The sequence below is a fragment of the Janibacter sp. CFPM2_SD2 genome (assembly GCF_057364645.1).
In genome coordinates this window covers 1-20,132 of sequence record NZ_JBNFOF010000032.1, presented here as the reverse complement: position 1 = coordinate 20,132, position 20,132 = coordinate 1, and the positions used below count along the sequence as shown (strand labels likewise).

Sequence of the window (20,132 nt, the reverse complement as noted above, 5' to 3'; positions counted from 1 at the left end):
TGCTGGGGCGGCGCGCGGCGCCTGCCCGAAGGGAGCCGCCACCGGGAGCGCCCCCGCCTCCGGGGCCACCGGTGGACGGGCCGGCGTGATGATCGAGCCGGAGTAGCCCTGCGAGAGCGTCGTCGCCGAGTAGGCGGCCGGTCCCGCGAGACCGGCGATGATCGCCACGGAGGCGATGACCGGGACGGCTCGGTGGTGGACCCGGGCGATGACGAGGAGCATGAGGGCCGCGGCCAGGCCGGCGGCGAGGACGGCCACGCGCAACCAGCCGTAGTCGGTCGTGCGACTGAGCAGGATGAAGCCCCACACGCCTGCGGCGGCGCTCGCCACGGCGAGGGCCACGGAGCCGACGGACTCCTCCCTTCGCTCCCAGGCCTCGGCGGCACCGGCGCCGACGAGGACGGCGACCGCCGGGGCCAGGGCCACGGTGTAGTAGTCGTGGAAGATGCCGGCCATGAAGGAGAAGACGAGCATCGTCACGAGGAGCCAGCCGCCCCAGACGAGGTAGGCGGCGCGACGCACGTCGGTGCGCGGGGCGCGGCCCCGCAACCACAGGCCGACGGCGAGCAGGACGAGGGCGCTCGGGATGAGCCACGAGATCTGGCCACCGGACCCGGACTCGAACATCCGCAGCAGGCCCGTCTGGCCCCAGCCGTTGCCGCCCCCGACGGAGCCGGTCTCGTTGCCGTTGATCCGGCCGAGGCCGTTGTAGCCGAAGGTCAGCTCGAGGAAGGAGTTGGTCTGGCTGCCGCCGATGTAGGGCCGCATGCTCGCGGGCACGAGCTCGACGATCGCGACCCACCAGCCGGCCGTGAGGAGCATCGTCGCGACGCCGACGAGCGAGCCGACGGCACGGCGGCGCAGGGTGGTGTCGGCCGCGACGAGGAAGGCGATGCCGAGGAAGGGCACGACGAGCAGGACCTGCAGGGTCTTGGTGAGGAAGCCCAGGCCGACGAGCGCGCCGACGAGGGCGAACCATCGGACCGATCCCCGCTCGATCGCGTGCACGGTCGCCCAGGCGGCGGCCGTCATGAGGAGCACGAGGAGCGCGTCGGGGTTGTTGAAGCGGAACATCAGCACGGCGACCGGCGTGAGCGCGAGGACCGCGCCGGCGAGCAGGCCGGCCCCGGCGCCCCAGTGCCGCTTGACGCTGGCGTGGACGAGCCCGACGCTCGCGACCCCCATGAGCACCTGCGGCACGAGGATCGACCACGAGCTGAGGCCGAAGAGGCGCACCGACAGGGCCATGACCCACAGCGAGGCCGGCGGCTTGTCGACGGTGATCGACCCGGCCGCGTCGGAGGCGCCGTAGAAGAGCGCGCTCCAGCTCTGCGACCCCGCCTGCACGGCAGCGGAGTAGAAGGAGTTGGCCCAGCCGTTGGCGCTGAGGTTCCACAGGTAGGCGAGTGCCGTGACGAGGAGCAGCCCGAGCAGGGCCGGTCGGGCCCAGCGCGGGTCGGTGTCGGGGCCGCGCCACAGGCGGGCCAGGCGGGTCGGCTGTGACGCCGCGCTGCGGGGCGCCGCCGCAACCGCTGGGGGCGGGGTGAAGGTCATCGTGTCCATGACCGCCACGCTCCGGCCCGGCCCTGTGTGCCTGCTGTGGTCACCCGTTGGTCGGCGTGTGAGCCGCCCCCGCTGGTCGAGGTGCGAGCGCCAGCGAGCCTCAAGACCGCCCGCGCCTCACCCCACCGGCAGCGTCACCGTGAAGACCGTGCGGCCCGGGGTCGACTCCACGTCGACCTCCCCAGCGTGGGCGCGGGTGACCGCGGAGACGATCGACAGGCCGAGGCCGGTGCTGCCGGAGGCGCGCTGGCGCGACCCGTCGCCGCGGGTGAACCGCTCGAAGACGTTGGGCAGCAAGGCTGCTGGGATCCCGGGCCCGTCGTCCTGCACCGCGAGGACGGCATGTCGACTCCCTTCGTCGAGGCGAAGGGAGGTCCGCACCGTCGTCCCTGCCGGCGTGTGCGTGCGGGCATTGGCGAGGAGGTTGGCGAGGACCTGGTGGAGGCGGGCGCGGTCGCCGACGACCTCGACCGGCTCGGGGGGCAGGTCGAGCTCCCAGCGGTGGTCGGGGGCGGCGGCCCTGGCGTCCCCGGTGACGTCGATGGCGAGCATCGTCAGGTCGACGGGTTCGCGCTCGAGGGGGCGGCCGGTGTCGAGGCGGGCGAGGAGCAGCAGGTCCTCGACGAGGTCCTGCATGCGCAGCGCCTCGGACTCGACCCGGGAGAGGGCGTGGGTGACCCCGGGGCACGGGATCGGGCTCGCGGCGGGAGAGCTCGGCGTAGCCGCGGATCGACGCGAGCGGCGTGCGCAGCTCGTGGCTGGCGTCGGCGACGAACTGGCGCACCCGGGTCTCCGACTCCTGCCGGGCACGCAGCGCTCCGTCGACGTTGTCGAGCATGCTGTTGAGCGCCAGACCGACCTGCCCGACCTCGGTGCCGGGATCGACGTCGGGGACGCGCTCGGCGAGGGCGACGTCACCGGAGTCGAGCTCGAGCTCGGAGACCCGGCGCGCGGTGCCGGCGACCCGCTCCAGGGGCTGCAGGTTGCGGCGCACGAGATAGGTGCCGCCGGCCCAGACGCCGACCAGGCCGACGAGGCTGGAGCCGACGACGATGAGCACGATCGCGGTCACGGTGCTCTCGATCGGGTCGACGGGCACGCCGGTGATCGCGGTCCAGCCGTCGGCGGTGCGCACCGAGACGAGGCGATAGCTGCCGATCGTGGAGCCGAGATCGATCGTGCGCGGCGTGGTGCCGAGGCCCGCGTCGTCGAGCTGCTCGACCTGGGCGTCCGTCAGCCGGTCGTTGTGGCCGGCGGCGTTGACCGCGTAGTTGAAGGGCTCGCCGGTGCGCCGGTCGATGGCGACCTCGCCGTCGAGCAGGACGAGGTGGAGCACGGCATTGCTGCTGCCCGCCGGTGGTCCGCCGCGGGGCCCGCCGGGCCCGTCGGGCTCGGTGCCGTCGATCGTCGCGACGAAGCGGTCGGATGCGTTGACGAGATCGTCGTCGACCTGCTGGGTGAGGTACTGGTGCGCGGCGATGCTCGTGAGCGTCCCGGTGAGCGCGGTGACGGCGAGGAAGAGCAGGAGAACCGACGCGACGAGCTTGGCCCGCAGCGTCCACGTCGACGGATGGCGAAGGGAGGTCATCTCGCGGGCTTGAGGACGTAGCCGGCGCCGCGCATGGTGTGGATCATCGGCTCGCGCCCGGCGTCGATCTTCTTGCGCAGATAGGAGATGTAGAGCTCGACGACATTGGCCTGGCCACCGAAGTCGTAGTTCCACACCCGGTCGAGGATCTGGGCCTTCGACAGCACGCGGCGCGGGTTGCGCATGAGATAGCGCAGCAGCTCGAACTCGGTGGCCGTCAGGGTGATCTCGTCACCGCCGCGCACGACCTCGTGGCTGTCCTCGTCGAGGGTGAGGTCCCCGACGACGAGCAGCGAGGAGGACTCCTGCGCGACGACCGCGGTGCGGCGCAGCAGTGCCCGGACCCGCGCGACGACCTCCTCGAGGCTGAAGGGCTTGGTGACGTAGTCGTCACCTCCCGCGGTCAGGCCCGCGATGCGGTCCTCGACGGCGTCGCGGGCGGTGAGGAAGAGCACCGGCACCTCGGGCTCGTCGGCGCGCATGCGGCGCAGCACCTCGAGGCCGTCGATGTCGGGCAGCATCATGTCGAGCACAACCGCGTCCGGGCCGAACTCCCGTGCCGCGCGTACCGCCTCGGCACCCGCGCCGGCGGAGCGCACCTCCCAGCCCTCGTAGCGCAGCGCCATGGAGACGAGCTCGGTGAGGTTGGGCTCGTCGTCGACGACGAGCACGCGCACGGGCGAGCCGTCCGGGCGGGCGAGTGGGGGGAGTGCGGTGCGCTGGGCCATGGCGACAGTCAACCCCCTTCGCCGCGCGCTCCGCCATGTGTCCGCTGTGCGTCACCTGTGAAGCCCTCCGTAGGCACGTGACGGCTGCGGCACAGGTCCACCACAGCCGGCGCCCGAGCGTTGACGGCATGACGACACCTCCGCAGGACCCCACGACCCAGACCACCCCGCAGTACGCGACGCAGACCTTCGCGGCGCAGCCGATGTCGCCCAAGACGGCTCCGGCCATCAACCCGCCGCGCTGGCGTGGCCGCAAGACGGCCGTCGCCGCCGCCCTGGCCATCGGGCTGAGCTCGGCCGGTGCCGTCGCCGCTGCGCGACGGTCGAGCAGGGCAGCAGCGGGACGCGAAGGGGGTGGCCCCGGCCGGTGGTCAGGGCTTCCCCGGCGGCGGTCAGGCACCGCAGGGCGGGATGAGCCAGCAGGGTGGGACCGGGCAGCAGGTGCCCGGCCAGACCCCGCAGGGGCAGCCCGGCACCGCTCCGGGCGGGCAGACGGGTGGCCAGGGCGGGGGTTCCACGGGCGCCACGACCCACTGACAGGACTCGATTTCGCCGCGCGGCCACGAGCAGGTACTCTCTTCACTTGTCGCCGAGCAGCGCTGGGCGGCGAGCGCCCGTAGCTCAACGGATAGAGCATCTGACTACGGATCAGAAGGTTTGGGGTTCGAATCCCTACGGGCGCGCTCTGTGTTGAGACAGACGGACAGGCCCCGATCGCCACTGGCGACCGGGGCCTGACTCGTGCTCGGGGCGTGCGAGCCCGAGGCCCCTCAACTTTCTTCGGAGAAGTTAGACTCGGGTGCACCCAGCTCCTCCCGGGAGGCCTCCATGCCACTTCGCTCCGACTGGTCCGACGACCTGTGCCCGATCCGCCGCTCGCTCGACGTGCTCGGCGACGGCTGGGTGCTGCTCATCATCCGCGACGTCCTCCACGGGCGCGGGCGCTTCGACACCCTGCGTGACGGCCTGGGCATCTCCGATGCCGTGCTCAGCCGCAGGCTGCGCGCCATGGTCGAGGCCGGGCTGCTCGAGCGCGTCGACTACGACGACGGCGGCCGCACGCGGCAGGGCTACGCCGCGACGCAGGCGGCCGCGGAACTGCTCCCGGTGCTGCAGCAGCTCGCCCTGTGGGGAGAGCGGCACACGGCGACCCCACGGGGCGGTGGCCACATGGCGCTGATCCACGAGGCGTGCGGTGAGGAGACCACCCGGGGCGAGGTCTGCAGCGCCTGCGGCCAGCCCCTCGTGCCCGAGGAGATGTCCTGGGACAAGCCCTGGCACGGCCGCCGCGACCACCTCGTCGCCGCCGGCGTGCTCGGCCGACGCTGACCCGCCTGCAACTCTGCAGGGCCCTGGGGTCCTGCAGAGTTGGAGGCCGGTCCGCCGGGCGCACCCCGAGCACGACAAGGGCGTCACCCCACCGGGGTGACGCCCTTCGTCGTGCTCTGCTCGATCAGGCCTGAGCGTCCAGGTCGGCGGCCACGCGGCGGTGGGCCTCCCAGATCTCCTCGGGCAGGCGGTCGAAGGCCTTGAGGTGCTCCTCGCGGAAGCCCATCTCCTGCTGCCAGCGGGCCACGTCGATGTCGAGGATCCGGTCGAGGTCCTCCTGCGGCAGGTCGAGGCCGGTGAGCTCGAGCTCCTCCTGCGTCGGGATGATGCCGACCGGGGTCTGGCGACCGGTGACCTCGCCCGCCTTGAGCTGCATGAGCCACAGGAGCGGACGCAGGTTCTCGCGGTAGCCGGGCCACAGGTAGTGGCCGTCCTCCGGGTGCTTCTGGAACCAGTTGACGTGCGCGAAGAGCGGCTTGTCCTTCGCGGCGCCGACGATGTCGAGGTAGTGGCGCGCGTAGTCGCCCTCGCCGTAGGCCATGAAGGGCCGGTTGGACATCGGGTCGTAGCGCAGCTGGCCCTCGACGCCCTCGGCCGCGGCGGTGGCCTCGGCGCCCAGGGTCAGGCCGTCGTAGACGCCCTCGGCCAGGTCGGTGATCGCACGGATCAGCGGCTCACGGTCACGCGTGCGCCCACCGAAGATGATCGCGTCGATCTCGACACCCGCGGCCTCGTCGAAGTCGGGGGCGGCGTTGGGCACGTTGGCCAGCGTCGTCGTGAAGCGGCTGTTGGGGTGCGCCCACGGCGAGGTGTCGCCGGGCTCGCGGTCGGCGATCGCGTCGCCCTTCCAGTCCAGCCACCCGTCGACGTCGGCCGGCGGCTCGGGCGTGCGACCCTCCCACCAGACCTCCTCGGTCTTCGGGTTGTAGGCGATGTTGGTGAAGATGACCTTGGTGCCCGGGTCGACCGAGTGCAGGGCCGTCGGGTTGGTCGACTCGTTGGTGTCCTTGGCGACACCGAAGACGCCGTACTCCGGGTTCATGCCCATGAGCTTGCCGGTGGACTCGTCGACCCACAGCCACGCGATGTCGTCGCCGTAGAAGTCGACCTGGTAGCGGTCGCCGAGGGCGTCCGGCGGGAGCATCATCGCGAGGTTGGTCTTGCCCGAGGCGCTCGGGAAGCCACCGGTGATGTGGTATCGCTTGCCGGTCTCCTTGTCGGTGATGCCGATGAGCATGTACTGCTCGGCGAGGAACTTCTTCGTCGCCCAGCCGTCGTAGGCGCCCTGGCGCAGGCCGTGGGCGATCTTGCCGAGCAGCGCGTTGCCGCCGTAGGACGAGCCGAAGTGCAGGATCGTGCGCTCGTCGGCGACGGTCACGAAGTAGCGCTTGTCGTCGGGGGTGCCCTGGCCGAGGTTCTCGAGGTCACCGGTGACGTGGACGGCGCGGACGAAGTCGTCCTGGACCGGCAGGTCGTTGACGTGCTCGACGCCGACGCGCGACATGCGGATCATGTGCAGCACGACGGGGCGGGAGTCGGTCAGCTCGACGCCGGTGGCCCACTGGGCGAGCTCGTTGCCCTTGGGGGACATGAGGTAGGGCAGGACGTACATCGTCTTGCCCTTGGACTGACCGCGCATGAGCTCGGTCAGCTTCTCCTTCATCTCCGCGGCGGGGCGCCAGTTGTTGTAGACGCCCTTGTCCTTCTCGTCGTTGGTCGCGACGATCGTGCGCTCCTCGGAGCGCGCGGTGTCCTTGGAGTAGGAGCGGGAGTAGTAGCGGCCCTCGCCTGCGGGGAGGAGCTCACCCGCCTCGACGGCCTCGGCGATCAGGCGGTCGTCGTCGTCGGCGCCCACCACCTCGATCCGGTCCGGCTGGGTGATCTCGGCCCAGTGCTTCACGTACTCGCGAACGGCCTCGTTGGTGAGACCTGACGCGTCAAGCGCGGCGTCGACGTCGACCATGCTCAGTTTCCCTCTCACGTGCTTGGTGTGCGGGCGGTCCCTCGCGGGTTCTCCCGGTTGCGGGCAGGCTACCGCCCGGCGACTGGTCACGGCGGGGAGTTCCGGCACGGCGGGGCGTGATGTGACCCACCTGCGGGTCGAAGGGGGGCGTGAGTCGCCCCCTTCGTGCGGTCGGTGTGCGCGCCCTCCCGACATGTGAAGTGACTCGCCGGTTTACCGATACGAGGTGTAGCAGGTACTCTCGGTATCGCACACTTTCCGTTCCACTCAGCACTGTCGCGAAGGGTTCACCCACATGGCTTCCAGCGAATCAACGTCCTTGGCCGACAAGGGTCAGCGACTCGGCCTGCGGCTCATCGCCAAGGCAGGCGGGCTCCCGGGGCTCAAGGACAAGGAGGTGCGCGGCAAGGTCGAGCGGTACCTCTACAAGGGCGCCGTCACCGGCTTCAAGGCGCAGACCGCGGCCGGCCGCGCGTTCGCGAAGAAGAAGGGGTCGGGCGACCCCACCCGCGCCGCGACCGCCAAGCCGAAGCAGCTCTTCGACCTCACGCCCACCGAGGACCAGCAGATGATCCAGGGCGTGGCGCGCGAGCTCGCCGACGAGATCATTCGTCCTGCTGCCGCCACCGCTGATGCCGAGCGCACCGTGCCGGCCGAGGTGCGCACCGCCGCGGCCGAGGTCGGGCTGCACCTTGTGGGTGTCCCGGCCGAGCTCGACGGCATCGCCGAGGAGCGCTCCGCGGTCACCGCGGCGATCGTGCTCGAGGAGCTGGCCCGCGGCGACATGGGCATTGCCACGGCGATCATGGCGCCGGCCGCCGTCGCCACCGCCATCGCCGCCTACGGCGACGCCGACCAGCAGGCCACCTACCTGCCGGAGTTCACCGGCGAGACGCCGCCGACCGCGGCTCTGGCCCTGCACGAGCCCCAGCCGCTCTTCGACCCCTTCGCCCTGCGCACCACGGGCCGGGTCGAGGGTGACGAGATCGTCCTCGACGGCGTCAAGGCGATCGTCCCGGGCGCGCAGGAGGCCGACCTCTTCATCATCTCGGCCGCGATCGACGGCCAGTCGCGGCTCGTCATCGTCAAGCCGGGGACCGAGGGCGTCAAGACCGAGGACGACCCGGCCATGGGCGTGCGCGCGGCGAAGACCGCCCGCCTGCACCTCGAGGGTGTCCGCGTCGCCAAGGCCGACCTGCTCGGCACGGCCGAGGACCACGCCGACGCCGTGCGCCGCGCCCGTCTGGCCTGGGCGGCCGCTGCCGTCGGCACCTCTCAGGCCGTGCTCGACCACGTGAGCGAGTACGTCAAGGAGCGCAAGGCCTTCGGCGAGCCGATCGGCTACCGCCAGGCCGTCGCCTTCACCGTCTCCGACATCGCCATCGAGCTCGCGGGCCTGCGGCTCGTCGTGTGGAAGGCCGCCGCCCGGCTCGACCGCGGGGAGGACGCCTCCGCCGAGATCGCCCAGGCGCGCAACCTCGTCTCGCGTCACGTGACGTGGATCGGCTCGAGCGGCGTGCAGCTGCTCGGTGGCCACGGCTTCGTCAAGGAGTTCGACAACGAGCGCTGGTACCGCGATCTGCGGGGCGCCGGAGTCCTCGAGGGCACGCTGCTCGTCTGAGCCGCGCCCCCCTTCCTCTTATCTACCTGACACGAAGGACACGATCATGATCGACCTCGAGGTTCCCAAGAAGTTCCGCCCGCTCATCTCCCAGGCCCGAGGTATGGCCGAGGAGGTCTTCTGGCCCATCTCCCGCAAGTACGACCGCGCCGAGCACGAGTACCCCGCCGAGCTCGACCTCGTCTCGGCCGTCATCGACGGCATGTCCGACGGGGGCGCCGGGCAGGGTGCCGGTGCGTCCTCCTCGACCCGGGCCAAGGACGACGGTGCGGAGGAGGGTGACGTCGCAGCCGTCGGCTCCGGCCGCAGCTCGAAGAAGGGCCCCAAGAACAACAAGAACGGCTCCAACCTCTCCTCGGTGCTCTCGATCCTCGAGACCTGCCGCGGTGACGTGGGCCTGACCCTGTCGATCCCGCGCCAGGGCCTGGGCAATGCCGCCATCGCCGCCGTCGCCAACGACGAGCAGAAGGCGCGCTACGCCGGCAAGTGGGCCGCGATGGCCATCACCGAGCCCGATGTCGGCTCGGACTCCGGCGCCATCCGCACGACCGCGGTCAAGGACGGCGACGAGTACGTCCTCAACGGCGAGAAGATCTTCGTCACCTCCGGTGAGCGGGCCGAGCTCGTCGTCGTCTGGGCGACCCTCGACCGCAGCCTCGGCAAGACGGCGATCAAGTCCTTCGTCGTGCGCCGTGACAACCCCGGTCTGCAGCTGGCCCGCCTCGAGCACAAGCTCGGCATCCGGGCCTCCGACACCGCGGCCTTCGTCCTCGACAACTGCCGCGTGCCGGCGGAGGACCTCCTGGGTGACCCGGAGATCAAGATCGAGGGCGGCTTCGGCGGCGCCATGCAGACCTTCGACAACACGCGCCCGCTCGTTGCGTCGATGGCCCTGGGCCTGACCCGGGCGTCGCTCGACAAGACCACCGAGCTGCTCAAGGAGTCGGGCATCGAGGTCGACTGGGACCGGCCGGCCAACGTGCACGTCCGCGCGCGGCGAAGCTCATCGAGCTCGAGGCCGACTACCAGAGCGCCTACCTGCTCACCCTGCGCGCGGCGTGGATGGCCGACAACGGCAAGCCCAACTCGATGGAGGCCTCGATGGCCAAGGCGAAGGCGGGGCGCACCTGCGTGGGCGTCTCGCTCGCGTGCGTCGAGCTCGCCGGTGCCACCGGCTACGCCGAGACGCACCTGCTCGAGAAGTGGGCCCGCGACTCCAAGATCCTCGACATCTTCGAGGGCACGCAGCAGATCCAGCTGCTCGTCGTCGCTCGCCGGATCCTCGGCTACTCCAGCAAGGAGCTCAAGTAGTCCGCCAAGGAGGCCGCATTGCCGTAGGGCAATGCGGCCTCGGGTCCGCATCTCCTAAGGAATGCGACCCAAGGTGCGCACGACCTCGATGAGATGCGCCGGCCGCGCCCCCTTCGTCTCACCCCGGACGAAGGGGGCGCGGCATTTATCATCGGGACGTGGTCGTCATCGCGGTGTGCAGCCTCAAGGGGGGAGTGGGCAAGACCTCCGTGACCCTGGGGCTCGCGGCGGCAGCGCGGCACGCAGGCCTGCGCACGCTTGTCGTCGACCTCGACCCGCAGGGCGACTCGACGACCGGTCTCGACGTCGACGGAGAGGTCGCCTCGACCAGCGCACTGGTCGTCGAGGAGCCGCGCCGGCGCAACCTGCGTGCCGCCACGCTCCGCAGCCACTGGAGCGACGGTGACCACGCCCCCATCGACGTCGTCGTCGGCGGCGACGACCTGGCCCGCATGGACCGCACCGACCTCTCGTCGCGGCGGCTGACCTCCCTTCGCACCGTGCTGGCGAAGGTCGAGGCGGACCACGACCTCGTCCTCGTCGACTGCCCGCCCTCGCTCGGCGGGCTGACCCGCATCGGGCTGACGGCCGCCGACCGGGCGATCATCGTCACCGAGCCGGGGGTCTTCGCCATCGCGGCGGCCGACCGCGCGCTGCGGGCGGTGCACGAGGTGCGCTCGACGCTCAACCCGCGGCTGCAGCCGCTCGGCATCGTCGTCAACCGGGTGCGGTCCAACATCGGCGAGCACCGCTACCGGGTCGAGGAGCTGACCTCGCTCTTCGGGCCGCTCGTGCTCACCCAGCGCATCCCCGAGCGCACCTCCGTGCAGCGGGCGCAGGGCGCCTTCGTGCCGATCCACGCCCTTCGCAACCCCGGGGCCCGCGAGGTCGCGGCCCTCTTCGACGGCATCCTCGCGCACGCCCTGCGGGCGGCGCGCCGTCAGCGCGCCTGAGGCCGTTCGCAGCCGATCCACGAGACCGGCGTGGGCCGAGAGTCGCCCGTCAGGTGTCCGGCCAAATGACCACCTGTTCTTCGACCCATCAGGGTGATCCAGGTCATAAGGTGCCCGGTGGCGGGTCCCCGCCGCCATCCATCTCCGGGAGGAATCACATGCGACACCACCGCATGGCCGCGGTCCTGGGCGCCCTCGCGCTCGGCACGACCGGGCTGACCATGACTGCGAGCGCCACCGCAGCCCCCACCGCATCGACCGGCTCGACCGCGTCGACCACCGGTGCCGAGACCAGCTACGTCGTGCTCGCCGAGCGCGGCGGCAGCGCCAAGGCCCTGGCGTCGAAGCTCGAGGCGGGCGGCGCGAAGATCGTCTCCGTCAACGACAAGGTCGGCATGGTCACCGTGACCTCGACCGACACCGCCTTCGCCGCCAAGGCGCGCGCGATGAAGGGCGTCTTCGGCGCCGCCGAGGAGGGCATCGTCGGCCGCGCCCCGCAGGACCGGGTGAAGAAGTCCGACACCGAGCGCCCGCGCGCCCAGGCCAAGGCCGAGGGCATGCGCTCCTCCGCCGCGGGCAAGGGCAACGGCAAGGAGGGCGCCGACCCGCTCGACGACAAGCTCTGGGGCATGGACATGATCCGTGCCGCCGAGGCGCAGAAGATCACGGCCGGTGACAAGCGGGTCAAGGTCGGTGTCATCGACACCGGTGTCGACGCGAGCCACCCGGACATCGCGCCGAACTTCGACCACAAGCTCTCGCGCAACTTCACGACCGACATCCCCGACATCGACGGGCCCTGCGAGGTCGAGTCCTGCGTCGACCCGGCGGACGTCGACAACGGTGGCCACGGCACGCACGTCGCCGGCACCATCGCCGCGGCGAAGAACGGCATCGGCGTCTCCGGTGTCGCGCCGGACGTCTCGATCGTCAACGTGCGCGCCGGTCAGGACGCGGGCTACTTCTTCGTCGGCCCCACGGTCAACGCCCTCACCTACTCGGCCGACGCCGGGCTCGACGTCGTCAACATGAGCTTCTACGTCGACCCGTGGGCCTACTACTGCCAGGGCGGTGCCCCCGAGGACAGCCCCGAGGAGGCCGCCGAGCAGGACATGATCATCGAGTCGATGTCGCGTGCGCTCAACTACGCGCACTCCAAGAACGTCACGATGGTCGGCGCCCTGGGCAACTCCGCGACGGACCTGGCCAACCCCGGGACCGACTCGGAGAGCCCCAACTACCCCGAGGGCAACGCCCACGACCGCACCATCGACAACTCGAGCTGCAAGGACCTGCCGGTCGAGGGCCCGCACGTCATCGGTGTCTCGGCCGTCGGCCCCTCGGAGCGCAAGTCCTACTTCTCCAACTACACGACCGACCTGACCTCCGACGAGATCGAGGTCAGCGCCCCCGGTGGTGACTCCCGCGAGTACTTCGGCACCCCCGACTACCGCAGCCCGAGCAACCTGATCCTCTCCTCCGTGCCGGAGAACGTCGTCAAGTCCGAGGGCTCGGTCGACGAGGACGGCAACATCACCGAGGACGGCGAGGGCTACGTCTTCAAGGACTGCGGCATCGTCAAGGGCACGGAGCAGTGCGGCTACTACGAGTACTACCAGGGCACGTCGATGGCCTCGCCGCACGCGGCGGGCGTCGCCTCCCTGATCGTCTCGCGCTACGGCAAGACCGACGGCAAGGCCGGCTTCGGTCTCTCGGCCGACACCACCCGTGAGGTGCTCATGGGCACGGCCCGCGACAAGGCCTGCCCCGAGCCGCGTACCTTCGTCTACCCCGGCCTCCCGGCGGACTACACCGCCACCTGCGTCGGTGACGAGGACTTCAACGGCTTCTACGGTGACGGCATCATCGATGCCTACGCCGCCGTCGCCGCCAAGAAGCTCTGACGAGCGCATTTCACGCGAGGGGGGTCGGTCACCGCGAGGTGACCGACCCCCCTTCGTCATGGGGCGAGGACCTCGTGGGCCTCGACCATCGCCGGGCCGTACCAGGTGAGCAGGCGACCGCTCACGAGTTGCGTCGGCACGTGGGTGAATGCCTCCGGTCCGTCCTCGGCCGTGAAGACATAGGGCTCGTCGGGCAGGAGGACGAGGTCGATGCCGGGATGGTCGACATCGGACAGGTCGACGTGCGGGTAGCGGTCGCTCGGGTCGGCGTCGGGGCCCGCGAGGGCATTGATCCAGCCGAGCCGCGTCAGCAGGTCGGTCGTGTAGGTGCGCGGGCCGACGGCCATCCACGGGTCTCGCCAGATGGGCACGGCGACGGTCCCTCGCGTGGCGGGCACCGCTGTGCCCCAGAGCTGCTCGGCCTGCTCCAGCCACTCGGGCACCGGCTGGCGCAGCGCCTCGACCCACAGCCGACGCATCGAGGTCAGCGCCGACGGCACGTCCTCGATGTCGGTGACCCAGACGGTGACACCGCGCTCCCGCAAGCGGCACACGTCGAGCTCGCGGTTTTCTTCCTTGTTGGCCACGACGAGGTCGGGGGAGAGGTCGGCGATCGCGCGCAGGTCGGGGTTCTTGGTGCCACGTACCCGGGCCACGTCGAGGTCGGCCGGGTGGGTGCACCAGTCGGTCGCGCCGACGAGCAGGTCCGGACAGCTCGTGGCGATCGCCTCGGTGAGGCTGGGTACGAGCGAGACGACCCGCCGCGGGGGAGCGGTCAGGTCCGCGGTCGCACCCAGGTCGTCGAGCGGCATCACGGCACCACGAGGGCGAGCAACTCGGTGGCGGCCATGCCGGCGATCGCCACGGCGAGGGCGAAGGGAGCCCGGCCGTCCCGTCGGCGGGAGGGCTCGGGCTGCGTCGAGTAGCGGGTGCGCCCGAGCACGAAGGCCGCGCCCGCCAGCGTGAGCGTGGCGATCATGATGACCAGCGCGGCCGGTCCCATCTGGTCACTGGTGTGCCGGGCGATGACCGCGGCGCCGGCGACGGTCGTCAGCGAGGTGCGCTGCCACGACAGGGCGGTCCGCTCGGGCTGGGCGCCCTGCGGTGTCGCGCGCGCGAGCTCGCTCATCGTCAGCGGCCCGCGACGACGACGGCGAGGACGGCCGAGGCGGCGAGGACGATGCCGGTGATGATCGCCGCCGACACCCCGAGCGAAGGGAGCGGCTCCTCCCGTCGCATGGCCCGCTCGGCCATCGCCCACCGGGCGAAGGCGAGCAGCGGGCACAGCACGCCGAGGGTGAGGAGCATGGCGGCGAGGCCGCGTGTGATGACCGAGGGGACCCCGAGGCGGATGACGTCGACGGCCACCCCGGCAGCCAGCAGCGCCAAGGTCGTGCGCAGCCAGGCGAGGAAGGTGCGCTCGTTGGCGAGGGAGAAGCGGTAGTCCGGGTCCTCCCCTTCGCCGTAGACGTATCCCGGCCAGCGATCAGAGCTCACGGTCGCAGGCTACCGAGGCGCTCGGGACTCACACGTTGCGGCGGTACTGCCCACCGACCTCGAAGAAGGCGTCGGTGACCTGCTGCAGGGTGCACACCCGGGCGGCGTCCATGAGCACGGCGAAGACATTGGCGTCGGTCGTCGCGGCCTCCTTGAGCCGGGCGATCGCGTCCTCGGCCTCCTCGCGGTGGGTCTCCTGGTAGGAGCGCACCCGCTGCAGCTGCGAGACCTTCTCGTCCTCGGTGGCGCGGGCGAGCTCGATCTCGTCGGGCTCTCCCTTCGCGCCGTCCTCGCGCAAGAAGGTGTTGACGCCGACGATCGGCAGGGACCCGTCGTGCTTGCGGTGCTCGTAGAGCAGCGACTCGTCCTGGATGCGGCCGCGCTGGTAGCCGGTCTCCATGGCGCCGAGGACGCCGCCGCGGTCGTTGATCCGGTCGAACTCGGTGAGCACGGCCTCCTCGACGAGGTCGGTGAGCTCGTCGATGATGAAGGACCCCTGGAGCGGGTTCTCGTTCATCGACAGGCCCCACTCGCGGCTGATGATGAGCTGGATCGCCAGGGCCCGGCGCACCGACTCGGTCGACGGGGTCGTCACGGCCTCGTCATAGGCATTGGTGTGCAGGCTGTTGGCGTTGTCGTAGAGGGCGTTGAGCGCCTGCAGCGTCGTGCGGATGTCGTTGAAGTCCATCTCCTGCGCGTGCAGCGACCGGCCGCTGGTCTGGATGTGGTACTTCAGCTTCTGGCTGCGGTCGTTGGCGCCGTACTTCTCCTTCATGGCGACCGCCCAGATGCGGCGGGCGACGCGGCCGAGCACGGAGTACTCGGGGTCCATGCCCGAGGAGAAGAAGAAGGACAGGTTGGGGGCGAAGTCGTTGATGTCCATGCCCCGCGCGAGGTAGGCCTCGACGTAGGTGAAGCCGTTGGCCAGCGTGAAGGCGAGCTGGCTGATGGGGTTCGCCCCGGCCTCGGCGATGTGGTAGCCGGAGATGCTCACCGAGTAGAAGTTGCGCACCTGCTGCTCGATGAACCACTCCTGGATGTCGGCCATCATCCTCAGGCTGAACTCCGTGGAGAAGAGGCAGGTGTTCTGTCCCTGGTCCTCCTTGAGGATGTCGGCCTGGACCGTGCCGCGGACGTTGGCGAGCGCGTGGGCGCGCAGCTCCTCGGCCTCGGCGCCGGAGGGCTCGCGGCCCTCGCGCTCGCGGAAGGCGTCGAGCTGCTGGTCGATCGCGGTGTTGAGGAAGAAGGCGAGGACGGTCGGGGCGGGGCCGTTGATCGTCATCGAGACGCTCGTCGTCGGCGAGACGAGGTCGAAGCCGGAGTAGAGCGCCTTCATGTCGTCGAGAGTGGCGACGGAGACGCCCGAGGTGCCGACCTTGCCGTAGATGTCCGGGCGCTCGCCGGGGTCGCGCCCGTAGAGCGTCACGGAGTCGAAGGCGGTGGACAGGCGGGTGGCCGGCTGACCCTGCGACAGCAGCTTGAAGCGGCGGTTGGTGCGGAAGGGGTCGCCCTCGCCGGCGAACATGCGCGCCGGGTCCTCGTTGTCGCGCTTGAAGGGGAAGACGCCGGCGGTGTACGGGAAGGAGCCCGGGAGGTTCTCCGACCGCCAGAAGGTCACGAGGTCGCCGTGGTCGGTGTGCTTGGGCAGGGCGACGCGCGGGATCTTGTTGCCCGAGAGCGACTCCTTGGTCAGCTTGGTGTGCAGCTCCTTGCCGCGGATCGTCACGACCTGCTCGTCGCCGGAGTAGGACTCGACGACCGACGGCCAGCGCTCGATCTGGTCGGCGACCTCGGTCGGCAGCTCCTTGCGGGCGGCGTCGAGCAGCTCGTCGACGCCGTGGCCGTCCTTGCCTGCAGCGGTCAGCTCGTCGTCGACGGCGGCCAGGCGCTGCACGCGGCGGGCGCTCGCGGCGAGCTCCTCGGTGCGCTGGTGGTAGCCGCGGACCGTCTCGGTGATCTCGGCGAGGTAGCGCACCCGGGTGGTCGGGACGACCTGGCCGAAGCGGGTGGACTGCTTCGTGTCGACGGGCGCGAGCTGGCCCTCGTCGACGGGCAGCCCCTTGGCCGCGAGCAGGTCGCGCAGGTGCTGGTAGAGACCGGTCACGCCGTCGTCGTTGAAGGTCGCGGCGGAGGTGCCGAAGACCGGCATGTCCTCGGGACGCTGGCCGAAGGCCTCACGGTTGCGCACGAGCTGGCGGCCGACGTCGCGCAGCGCGTCGGCGGCACCGCGACGCTCGAACTTGTTGATCGCCACGACCTCGGCGAAGTCGAGCATGTCGATCTTCTCGAGCTGGCTGGCCGCGCCGAACTCCGGCGTCATGACGTACATCGGCACGTCGACGAAGGGGACGATCGCGGCGTCGCCCTGACCGATGCCGGGCGTCTCCACGACGACGAGGTCGAAGCCCGCCGCCTTCGCGATGTCGATGACCGTCGACAGGGCCTCGGGCACCTCGCGGTCGCCACGGGTGGCCAGCGAGCGGAAGAAGACGGGGGAGGCGCCGGAGGTGCTCTCGCCCAGGGAGTTCATCCGGATGCGGTCGCCGAGCAGCGCGCCGCCGCCCTTGCGCCGGGTCGGGTCGACGGCGATGACGGCGATGCGCAGCTTGTCCTGCTGGTCGACGCGGAATCGGCGCACGAGCTCGTCGGTGAGCGAGGACTTGCCAGAGCCGCCGGTGCCGGTGAGGCCGAGGACGGGGGCGTGGGACTTCTGCGCCGCCTCGGCGATGCCGGCGAGGAAGGTCTCGTCGAGGTGACCGAGCTCCGCCCCGGAGATCGCGCGGGCGACCGCGGCGCGCTCGCCGGCGAGCACGGGCTCGAGGGCGACCGGGCCGCCCTCCCACACGTCGGTGTCGCAGTCGGAGATCAGCTGGTTGATCATCCCGGGCAGGCCGAGTCGCTGGCCGTCCTCGGGGGAGAAGATCGTCACGCCGGCCTCGCGCAACCGGGCGATCTCCTCGGGGACGATGACGCCGCCGCCACCGCCGAAGACCTTGACGTGGCCGGCGCCCTGCTCCCGCAGCAGCTGGGTGAGGTACTCGAAGTACTCGACGTGCCCGCCCTGGTAGGACGAGACGGCGACGCCCTGCACGTCCTCGTCGATCGCCGCGTCGACGACCTCCTGGACGGAGCGGTTGTGCCCGAGGTGGACCACCTCGGCGCCCTGGCTCTGCATGATCCGGCGCATGATGTTGATCGACGCGTCGTGGCCGTCGAAGAGCGCGGAGGCGGTGACGAACCGGACCGGGTGGGTCGGGGTGTGCAGCTCGGGCGTGGACATGTCCTACCTCGTCGTCGAAGTGCGGGTTCACCCAAATGCTAGGACATCCAAGTATTTTGGGAAACCCGCGCAACCTCCACACGATCTCCAGATCTTCGCCCGGGGAGCGCCACGAGCGGCGTGCCAGCCTGAGCTCATGCCCCACCTGCTGACCTCGCGCTGGACGACCGTGGCCGTCGTGGGACTCTTCGTCATCTCGCTGTGGGGTCCTCCCTTCGTCGTGGGGGACCTGGTCCTGCGACCCGAGGTCGTGACCGTGCTCCTCGGTCTCGTCGTGGTCGGCCTCACGGTCCGTCGGGTGAGGGCGGGCGGGGACGGTGCCGTCGGTCGGAGGGTCCGCGCCGCTCTGGCGGTGCTCGCCGTCGTGCTCGTCGTCGGCGGGCGAGCCGTCCTCGGTCTCGGCACCTCCTACGTCGTGCTCGCGCCCGAGGGGCCGTCCGGGTGTCGGGTCGTCGTCGAGGAGTCGAGCTTCCTCATGCTCGGCTCCGGCCGCGTGGGTGTCGCGGGGCGGCTCGGGCCGGTCCGTCTCCAGTCGGACTACACGGCCGACGACGGTGGTCGACCGGCGAGCCTGGGGGAGTACTCGGTCCGGTGGACGGGGCCGAGCGCCGTGGTCCTGCTCCACGGCAACGCCGGTCAGCCGGTCTGGCCGGCGCTGCACGAGGTCGCCTGCTGACGTCGGGTCAGCCCACCGTGTCGCCGTGCGCGGCGCGAAGGGAGGACAGCAGCGCCGTCGCCTGCCGCACCTCTGCCTCCGCCAGGCCGGGGGAGGAGAAGACCTGTGCGTTGAGGTCCTGCGTCGCGGACTCGACGACGTCGGCCCCCTTCGTCGTGAGGGAGGCGAGGACGACGCGACCGTCGTCGGGGCTCTGCCGTCGCTCGACGAGGCCCTGCTTCTCCAGCCGGGCGACCGCGCTCGTCACGCTCGTCGCGTGCACCTGTAGCAGGGAGCCGAGTCGACTCATCGGCATCTCGCGGCGCCGGCTGAAGGCGAGCAGCCGCAGGATCTCGAAGCGCGCGAAGGTCAGGTCGTGCGGCCGCAGCACCGACTCGACCCGCTCGTGGACCAGCTGCTGCGCGCGGACCACCGAGGTCATCAGTGCCATGCCGTCCGCGGCGTCGGTCCACCCGTGAGCCACCCACTGGTCATGGGCGGCGGCGATGGGGTCGCGGTCGGTCATGGGCTCCGATCCTAGGGGTGAGGGTGCCCTTTCGTGGACTCGTTCCAGACGACATGGAAGGGTAGGCAGGGCAAGCACATCCGTACGCATCGGAGGCCTCATGTACACCCTTCCCGATCTTCCCTACGACTACGGCGCCCTCGAGCCCGCCATGAGCGGCGAGATCCTCGAGCTGCACCACGACAAGCACCACGCGACCTACGTCAAGGGCGCCAACGACACCACCGAGAAGATCGCGGAGGCTCGCGACAAGGGTGACCTGTCCGGCATCGTCGGCCTCGAGAAGACGCTGGCCTTCAACGTCTCCGGTCACGTCCTGCACTCGATCTTCTGGGAGAACCTCTCCCCGGACGGTGGCGACAAGCCCGACGGTGCCCTCGGCACCGCAATCGACGAGCACTTCGGCTCCTTCGACAAGTTCCGCGCGCAGCTGACCGCCGCGACGCAGACGACGCAGGGCTCCGGCTGGGGCGTCCTCGCGTGGGAGCCGATCGGTCAGCGGCTGCTCGTCACGCAGGTCTACGACCACCACGGCAACGTCGCGGCGGGCATGACGCCGCTCCTGGCCTTCGACGCCTGGGAGCACGCGTACTACCTGCAGTACAAGAACGTGAAGCCGGACTACATCGAGAAGCTCTGGGACATCGTCAACTGGAACGACGTCTCCGCGCGCCTGGAGAAGGCCACCAAGGCCTGACCGCCTCCGGCATTGTGCCCGGGTCCCCGTCAGGGGCCCGGGCACAGCCATGTCCGGCCGCATGTCCTTGAGGTCGTGCGAAGGGGAGGCCCCGCACCTCACGCGGTGACGGCCCAGCCGATCGAGACGAGCGCGAGGCCCAGGGCGAGGTTGAGCCCGAGGTCGGTCAGCGCGTGGCGGGTCCGGCCGGTCCGCAGGGCACTCGCCACCTCGACCGCGTGCGTGGCGAAGGTCGTGTAGGCGCCGCAGAAGCCGACGCCGACGAGCGGGAGCAGCCACCCCGGAGAGGCGCCCGAGGCATGGCCGGCGACGAGGCCGAGGAGCAGCGATCCGGTCGCGTTGACGACGAGCACCGCCCCGGCGGTCGTCGCGCCCACCCCGCGCAGGCGCTCGACGGCGAGGTGTCGGCCCAGGGCCCCGAGCGCGGCGCCGAGGGCGACGAGCAGGGCGGTCACAGCTCCGTCCTCCGCGACGACCTCGTCGGCGAGCGGGCCGCTGCCCCAGAGCCGGGTCACCG

18 protein-coding genes, 1 tRNA gene and 2 pseudogenes are annotated in these 20,132 nt (G+C 71.0%); 10 read left to right on the top strand and 11 right to left on the bottom strand.

Annotated features, from left to right (window positions below; all coding sequences use genetic code 11):
- The 4 genes and pseudogenes from AC2W7J_RS05135 to AC2W7J_RS05120 all read right to left on the bottom strand — a co-directional run.
- A partial coding sequence (locus AC2W7J_RS05135; RefSeq protein ID WP_485981662.1) for an ArnT family glycosyltransferase occupies positions 1-1,563 on the bottom strand: 1,563 nt, incomplete at its 3' end.
- Between the two features lie 117 nt (positions 1,564-1,680).
- Positions 1,681-2,199, bottom strand: coding sequence for a sensor histidine kinase (locus AC2W7J_RS05130; RefSeq protein ID WP_485981661.1), 519 nt, complete (start codon positions 2,197-2,199; stop codon positions 1,681-1,683).
- A gap of 97 nt (positions 2,200-2,296) precedes the next feature.
- A pseudogene (locus AC2W7J_RS05125) lies at positions 2,297-3,151 on the bottom strand (HAMP domain-containing protein); the annotation flags it as partial.
- Positions 3,148-3,879: a response regulator transcription factor gene (locus tag AC2W7J_RS05120; protein WP_485981660.1), complete on the bottom strand. Its 732-nt coding sequence runs from the start codon at positions 3,877-3,879 to the stop codon at positions 3,148-3,150. The gene AC2W7J_RS05120 and the pseudogene AC2W7J_RS05125, both read right to left, overlap by 4 nt.
- Before the next feature lie 300 nt (positions 3,880-4,179).
- On the opposite strand from AC2W7J_RS05120, the gene AC2W7J_RS05115 reads away from it, so the two are divergent.
- From AC2W7J_RS05115 to AC2W7J_RS05105, 3 genes are all read left to right on the top strand, one after another.
- Entirely contained in the window at positions 4,180-4,416 is a 237-nt protein-coding gene (locus AC2W7J_RS05115; RefSeq protein WP_485981659.1) for a hypothetical protein, read from the top strand.
- Positions 4,417-4,489: 73 nt separating this feature from the next.
- Positions 4,490-4,562: transfer RNA gene (locus AC2W7J_RS05110), tRNA-Arg, on the top strand.
- Positions 4,563-4,707: 145 nt separating this feature from the next.
- Positions 4,708-5,208: a winged helix-turn-helix transcriptional regulator gene (locus AC2W7J_RS05105; RefSeq protein WP_427801505.1), complete on the top strand. Its 501-nt coding sequence runs from the start codon at positions 4,708-4,710 to the stop codon at positions 5,206-5,208.
- Between the two features lie 124 nt (positions 5,209-5,332).
- On the opposite strand, the gene AC2W7J_RS05100 is transcribed toward AC2W7J_RS05105, so the two are convergent.
- A complete protein-coding gene (locus AC2W7J_RS05100) occupies positions 5,333-7,171 on the bottom strand; it encodes a phosphoenolpyruvate carboxykinase (GTP) (protein WP_485981658.1) in 1,839 nt (612 codons plus the stop codon).
- Positions 7,172-7,466: 295 nt separating this feature from the next.
- Here AC2W7J_RS05100 and AC2W7J_RS05095 point away from each other — a divergent pair, with 295 nt between their 5' ends.
- The 5 genes and pseudogenes from AC2W7J_RS05095 (at position 7,467) to AC2W7J_RS05075 (ending at position 12,960) form a co-directional block, all read left to right on the top strand.
- Positions 7,467-8,792 (top strand): acyl-CoA dehydrogenase family protein, encoded by a 1,326-nt coding sequence (locus AC2W7J_RS05095; RefSeq protein ID WP_485981657.1) that lies wholly within the window; start codon positions 7,467-7,469, stop codon positions 8,790-8,792.
- 46 nt (positions 8,793-8,838) lie between these two features.
- Positions 8,839-9,513, top strand: a pseudogene (locus AC2W7J_RS05090) (acyl-CoA dehydrogenase family protein); the annotation flags it as partial.
- A gap of 239 nt (positions 9,514-9,752) precedes the next feature.
- On the top strand, positions 9,753-10,103 hold the full coding sequence (locus AC2W7J_RS05085; RefSeq protein ID WP_485981663.1) for an acyl-CoA dehydrogenase family protein: 351 nt from the start codon (positions 9,753-9,755) through the stop codon (positions 10,101-10,103).
- 158 nt (positions 10,104-10,261) lie between these two features.
- Positions 10,262-11,056 (top strand): ParA family protein, encoded by a 795-nt coding sequence (locus AC2W7J_RS05080; protein WP_255184437.1) that lies wholly within the window; start codon positions 10,262-10,264, stop codon positions 11,054-11,056.
- 158 nt (positions 11,057-11,214) lie between these two features.
- Positions 11,215-12,960, top strand: coding sequence for a S8 family serine peptidase (locus tag AC2W7J_RS05075; protein ID WP_485981656.1), 1,746 nt, complete (start codon positions 11,215-11,217; stop codon positions 12,958-12,960).
- 56 nt (positions 12,961-13,016) lie between these two features.
- On the opposite strand, the gene AC2W7J_RS05070 is transcribed toward AC2W7J_RS05075, so the two are convergent.
- The 4 genes from AC2W7J_RS05070 to icmF are packed head-to-tail and all read right to left on the bottom strand — an operon-like array spanning position 13,017 to position 17,737.
- Positions 13,017-13,772: a helical backbone metal receptor gene (locus tag AC2W7J_RS05070; protein WP_485981655.1), complete on the bottom strand. Its 756-nt coding sequence runs from the start codon at positions 13,770-13,772 to the stop codon at positions 13,017-13,019.
- The gene (locus AC2W7J_RS05065) at positions 13,772-14,089 is read right to left on the bottom strand and encodes a DUF202 domain-containing protein (RefSeq protein ID WP_255184434.1); all 318 of its coding nucleotides are present in this window, start codon (positions 14,087-14,089) and stop codon (positions 13,772-13,774) included. Before AC2W7J_RS05065 ends, AC2W7J_RS05070 begins: the two co-directional genes overlap by 1 nt.
- Positions 14,090-14,091: 2 nt before the next feature.
- Positions 14,092-14,457: a YidH family protein gene (locus AC2W7J_RS05060; protein WP_485981654.1), complete on the bottom strand. Its 366-nt coding sequence runs from the start codon at positions 14,455-14,457 to the stop codon at positions 14,092-14,094.
- A gap of 28 nt (positions 14,458-14,485) precedes the next feature.
- The gene (icmF, locus tag AC2W7J_RS05055) at positions 14,486-17,737 is read right to left on the bottom strand and encodes a fused isobutyryl-CoA mutase/GTPase IcmF (protein ID WP_485981653.1); all 3,252 of its coding nucleotides are present in this window, start codon (positions 17,735-17,737) and stop codon (positions 14,486-14,488) included.
- Between the two features lie 136 nt (positions 17,738-17,873).
- On the opposite strand from icmF, the gene AC2W7J_RS05050 reads away from it, so the two are divergent.
- Positions 17,874-18,413 (top strand): hypothetical protein, encoded by a 540-nt coding sequence (locus tag AC2W7J_RS05050; RefSeq protein WP_485981652.1) that lies wholly within the window; start codon positions 17,874-17,876, stop codon positions 18,411-18,413.
- Between the two features lie 7 nt (positions 18,414-18,420).
- Here AC2W7J_RS05050 and AC2W7J_RS05045 read toward each other — a convergent pair whose 3' ends face one another.
- On the bottom strand, positions 18,421-18,918 hold the full coding sequence (locus AC2W7J_RS05045) for a MarR family winged helix-turn-helix transcriptional regulator (RefSeq protein ID WP_485981651.1): 498 nt from the start codon (positions 18,916-18,918) through the stop codon (positions 18,421-18,423).
- 100 nt (positions 18,919-19,018) lie between these two features.
- Between AC2W7J_RS05045 and AC2W7J_RS05040 the strand changes: the two genes are divergently transcribed.
- A complete protein-coding gene (locus tag AC2W7J_RS05040; protein ID WP_084453005.1) occupies positions 19,019-19,615 on the top strand; it encodes a superoxide dismutase in 597 nt (198 codons plus the stop codon).
- Positions 19,616-19,713: 98 nt separating this feature from the next.
- Here AC2W7J_RS05040 and AC2W7J_RS05035 read toward each other — a convergent pair.
- On the bottom strand, positions 19,714-20,132 hold a 419-nt coding region (locus AC2W7J_RS05035; RefSeq protein WP_485981650.1), incomplete at its 5' end, for a fluoride efflux transporter FluC.

Coding starts and splice junctions, on each gene's coding strand:
- AC2W7J_RS05130 (WP_485981661.1), bottom strand. CDS start 2,199: ATGCAGGACCTCGTCGAGGACCTGCTGCTCCTCGCCCGCCTCGACACC.
- AC2W7J_RS05120 (WP_485981660.1), bottom strand. CDS start 3,879: ATGGCCCAGCGCACCGCACTCCCCCCACTCGCCCGCCCGGACGGCTCG.
- AC2W7J_RS05105 (WP_427801505.1), top strand. CDS start 4,708: ATGCCACTTCGCTCCGACTGGTCCGACGACCTGTGCCCGATCCGCCGC.
- AC2W7J_RS05100 (WP_485981658.1), bottom strand. CDS start 7,171: ATGGTCGACGTCGACGCCGCGCTTGACGCGTCAGGTCTCACCAACGAG.
- AC2W7J_RS05095 (WP_485981657.1), top strand. CDS start 7,467: ATGGCTTCCAGCGAATCAACGTCCTTGGCCGACAAGGGTCAGCGACTC.
- AC2W7J_RS05075 (WP_485981656.1), top strand. CDS start 11,215: ATGCGACACCACCGCATGGCCGCGGTCCTGGGCGCCCTCGCGCTCGGC.
- AC2W7J_RS05070 (WP_485981655.1), bottom strand. CDS start 13,772: ATGCCGCTCGACGACCTGGGTGCGACCGCGGACCTGACCGCTCCCCCG.
- AC2W7J_RS05065 (WP_255184434.1), bottom strand. CDS start 14,089: ATGAGCGAGCTCGCGCGCGCGACACCGCAGGGCGCCCAGCCCGAGCGG.
- icmF (WP_485981653.1), bottom strand. CDS start 17,737: ATGTCCACGCCCGAGCTGCACACCCCGACCCACCCGGTCCGGTTCGTC.
- AC2W7J_RS05050 (WP_485981652.1), top strand. CDS start 17,874: ATGCCCCACCTGCTGACCTCGCGCTGGACGACCGTGGCCGTCGTGGGA.
- AC2W7J_RS05045 (WP_485981651.1), bottom strand. CDS start 18,918: ATGACCGACCGCGACCCCATCGCCGCCGCCCATGACCAGTGGGTGGCT.
- AC2W7J_RS05040 (WP_084453005.1), top strand. CDS start 19,019: ATGTACACCCTTCCCGATCTTCCCTACGACTACGGCGCCCTCGAGCCC.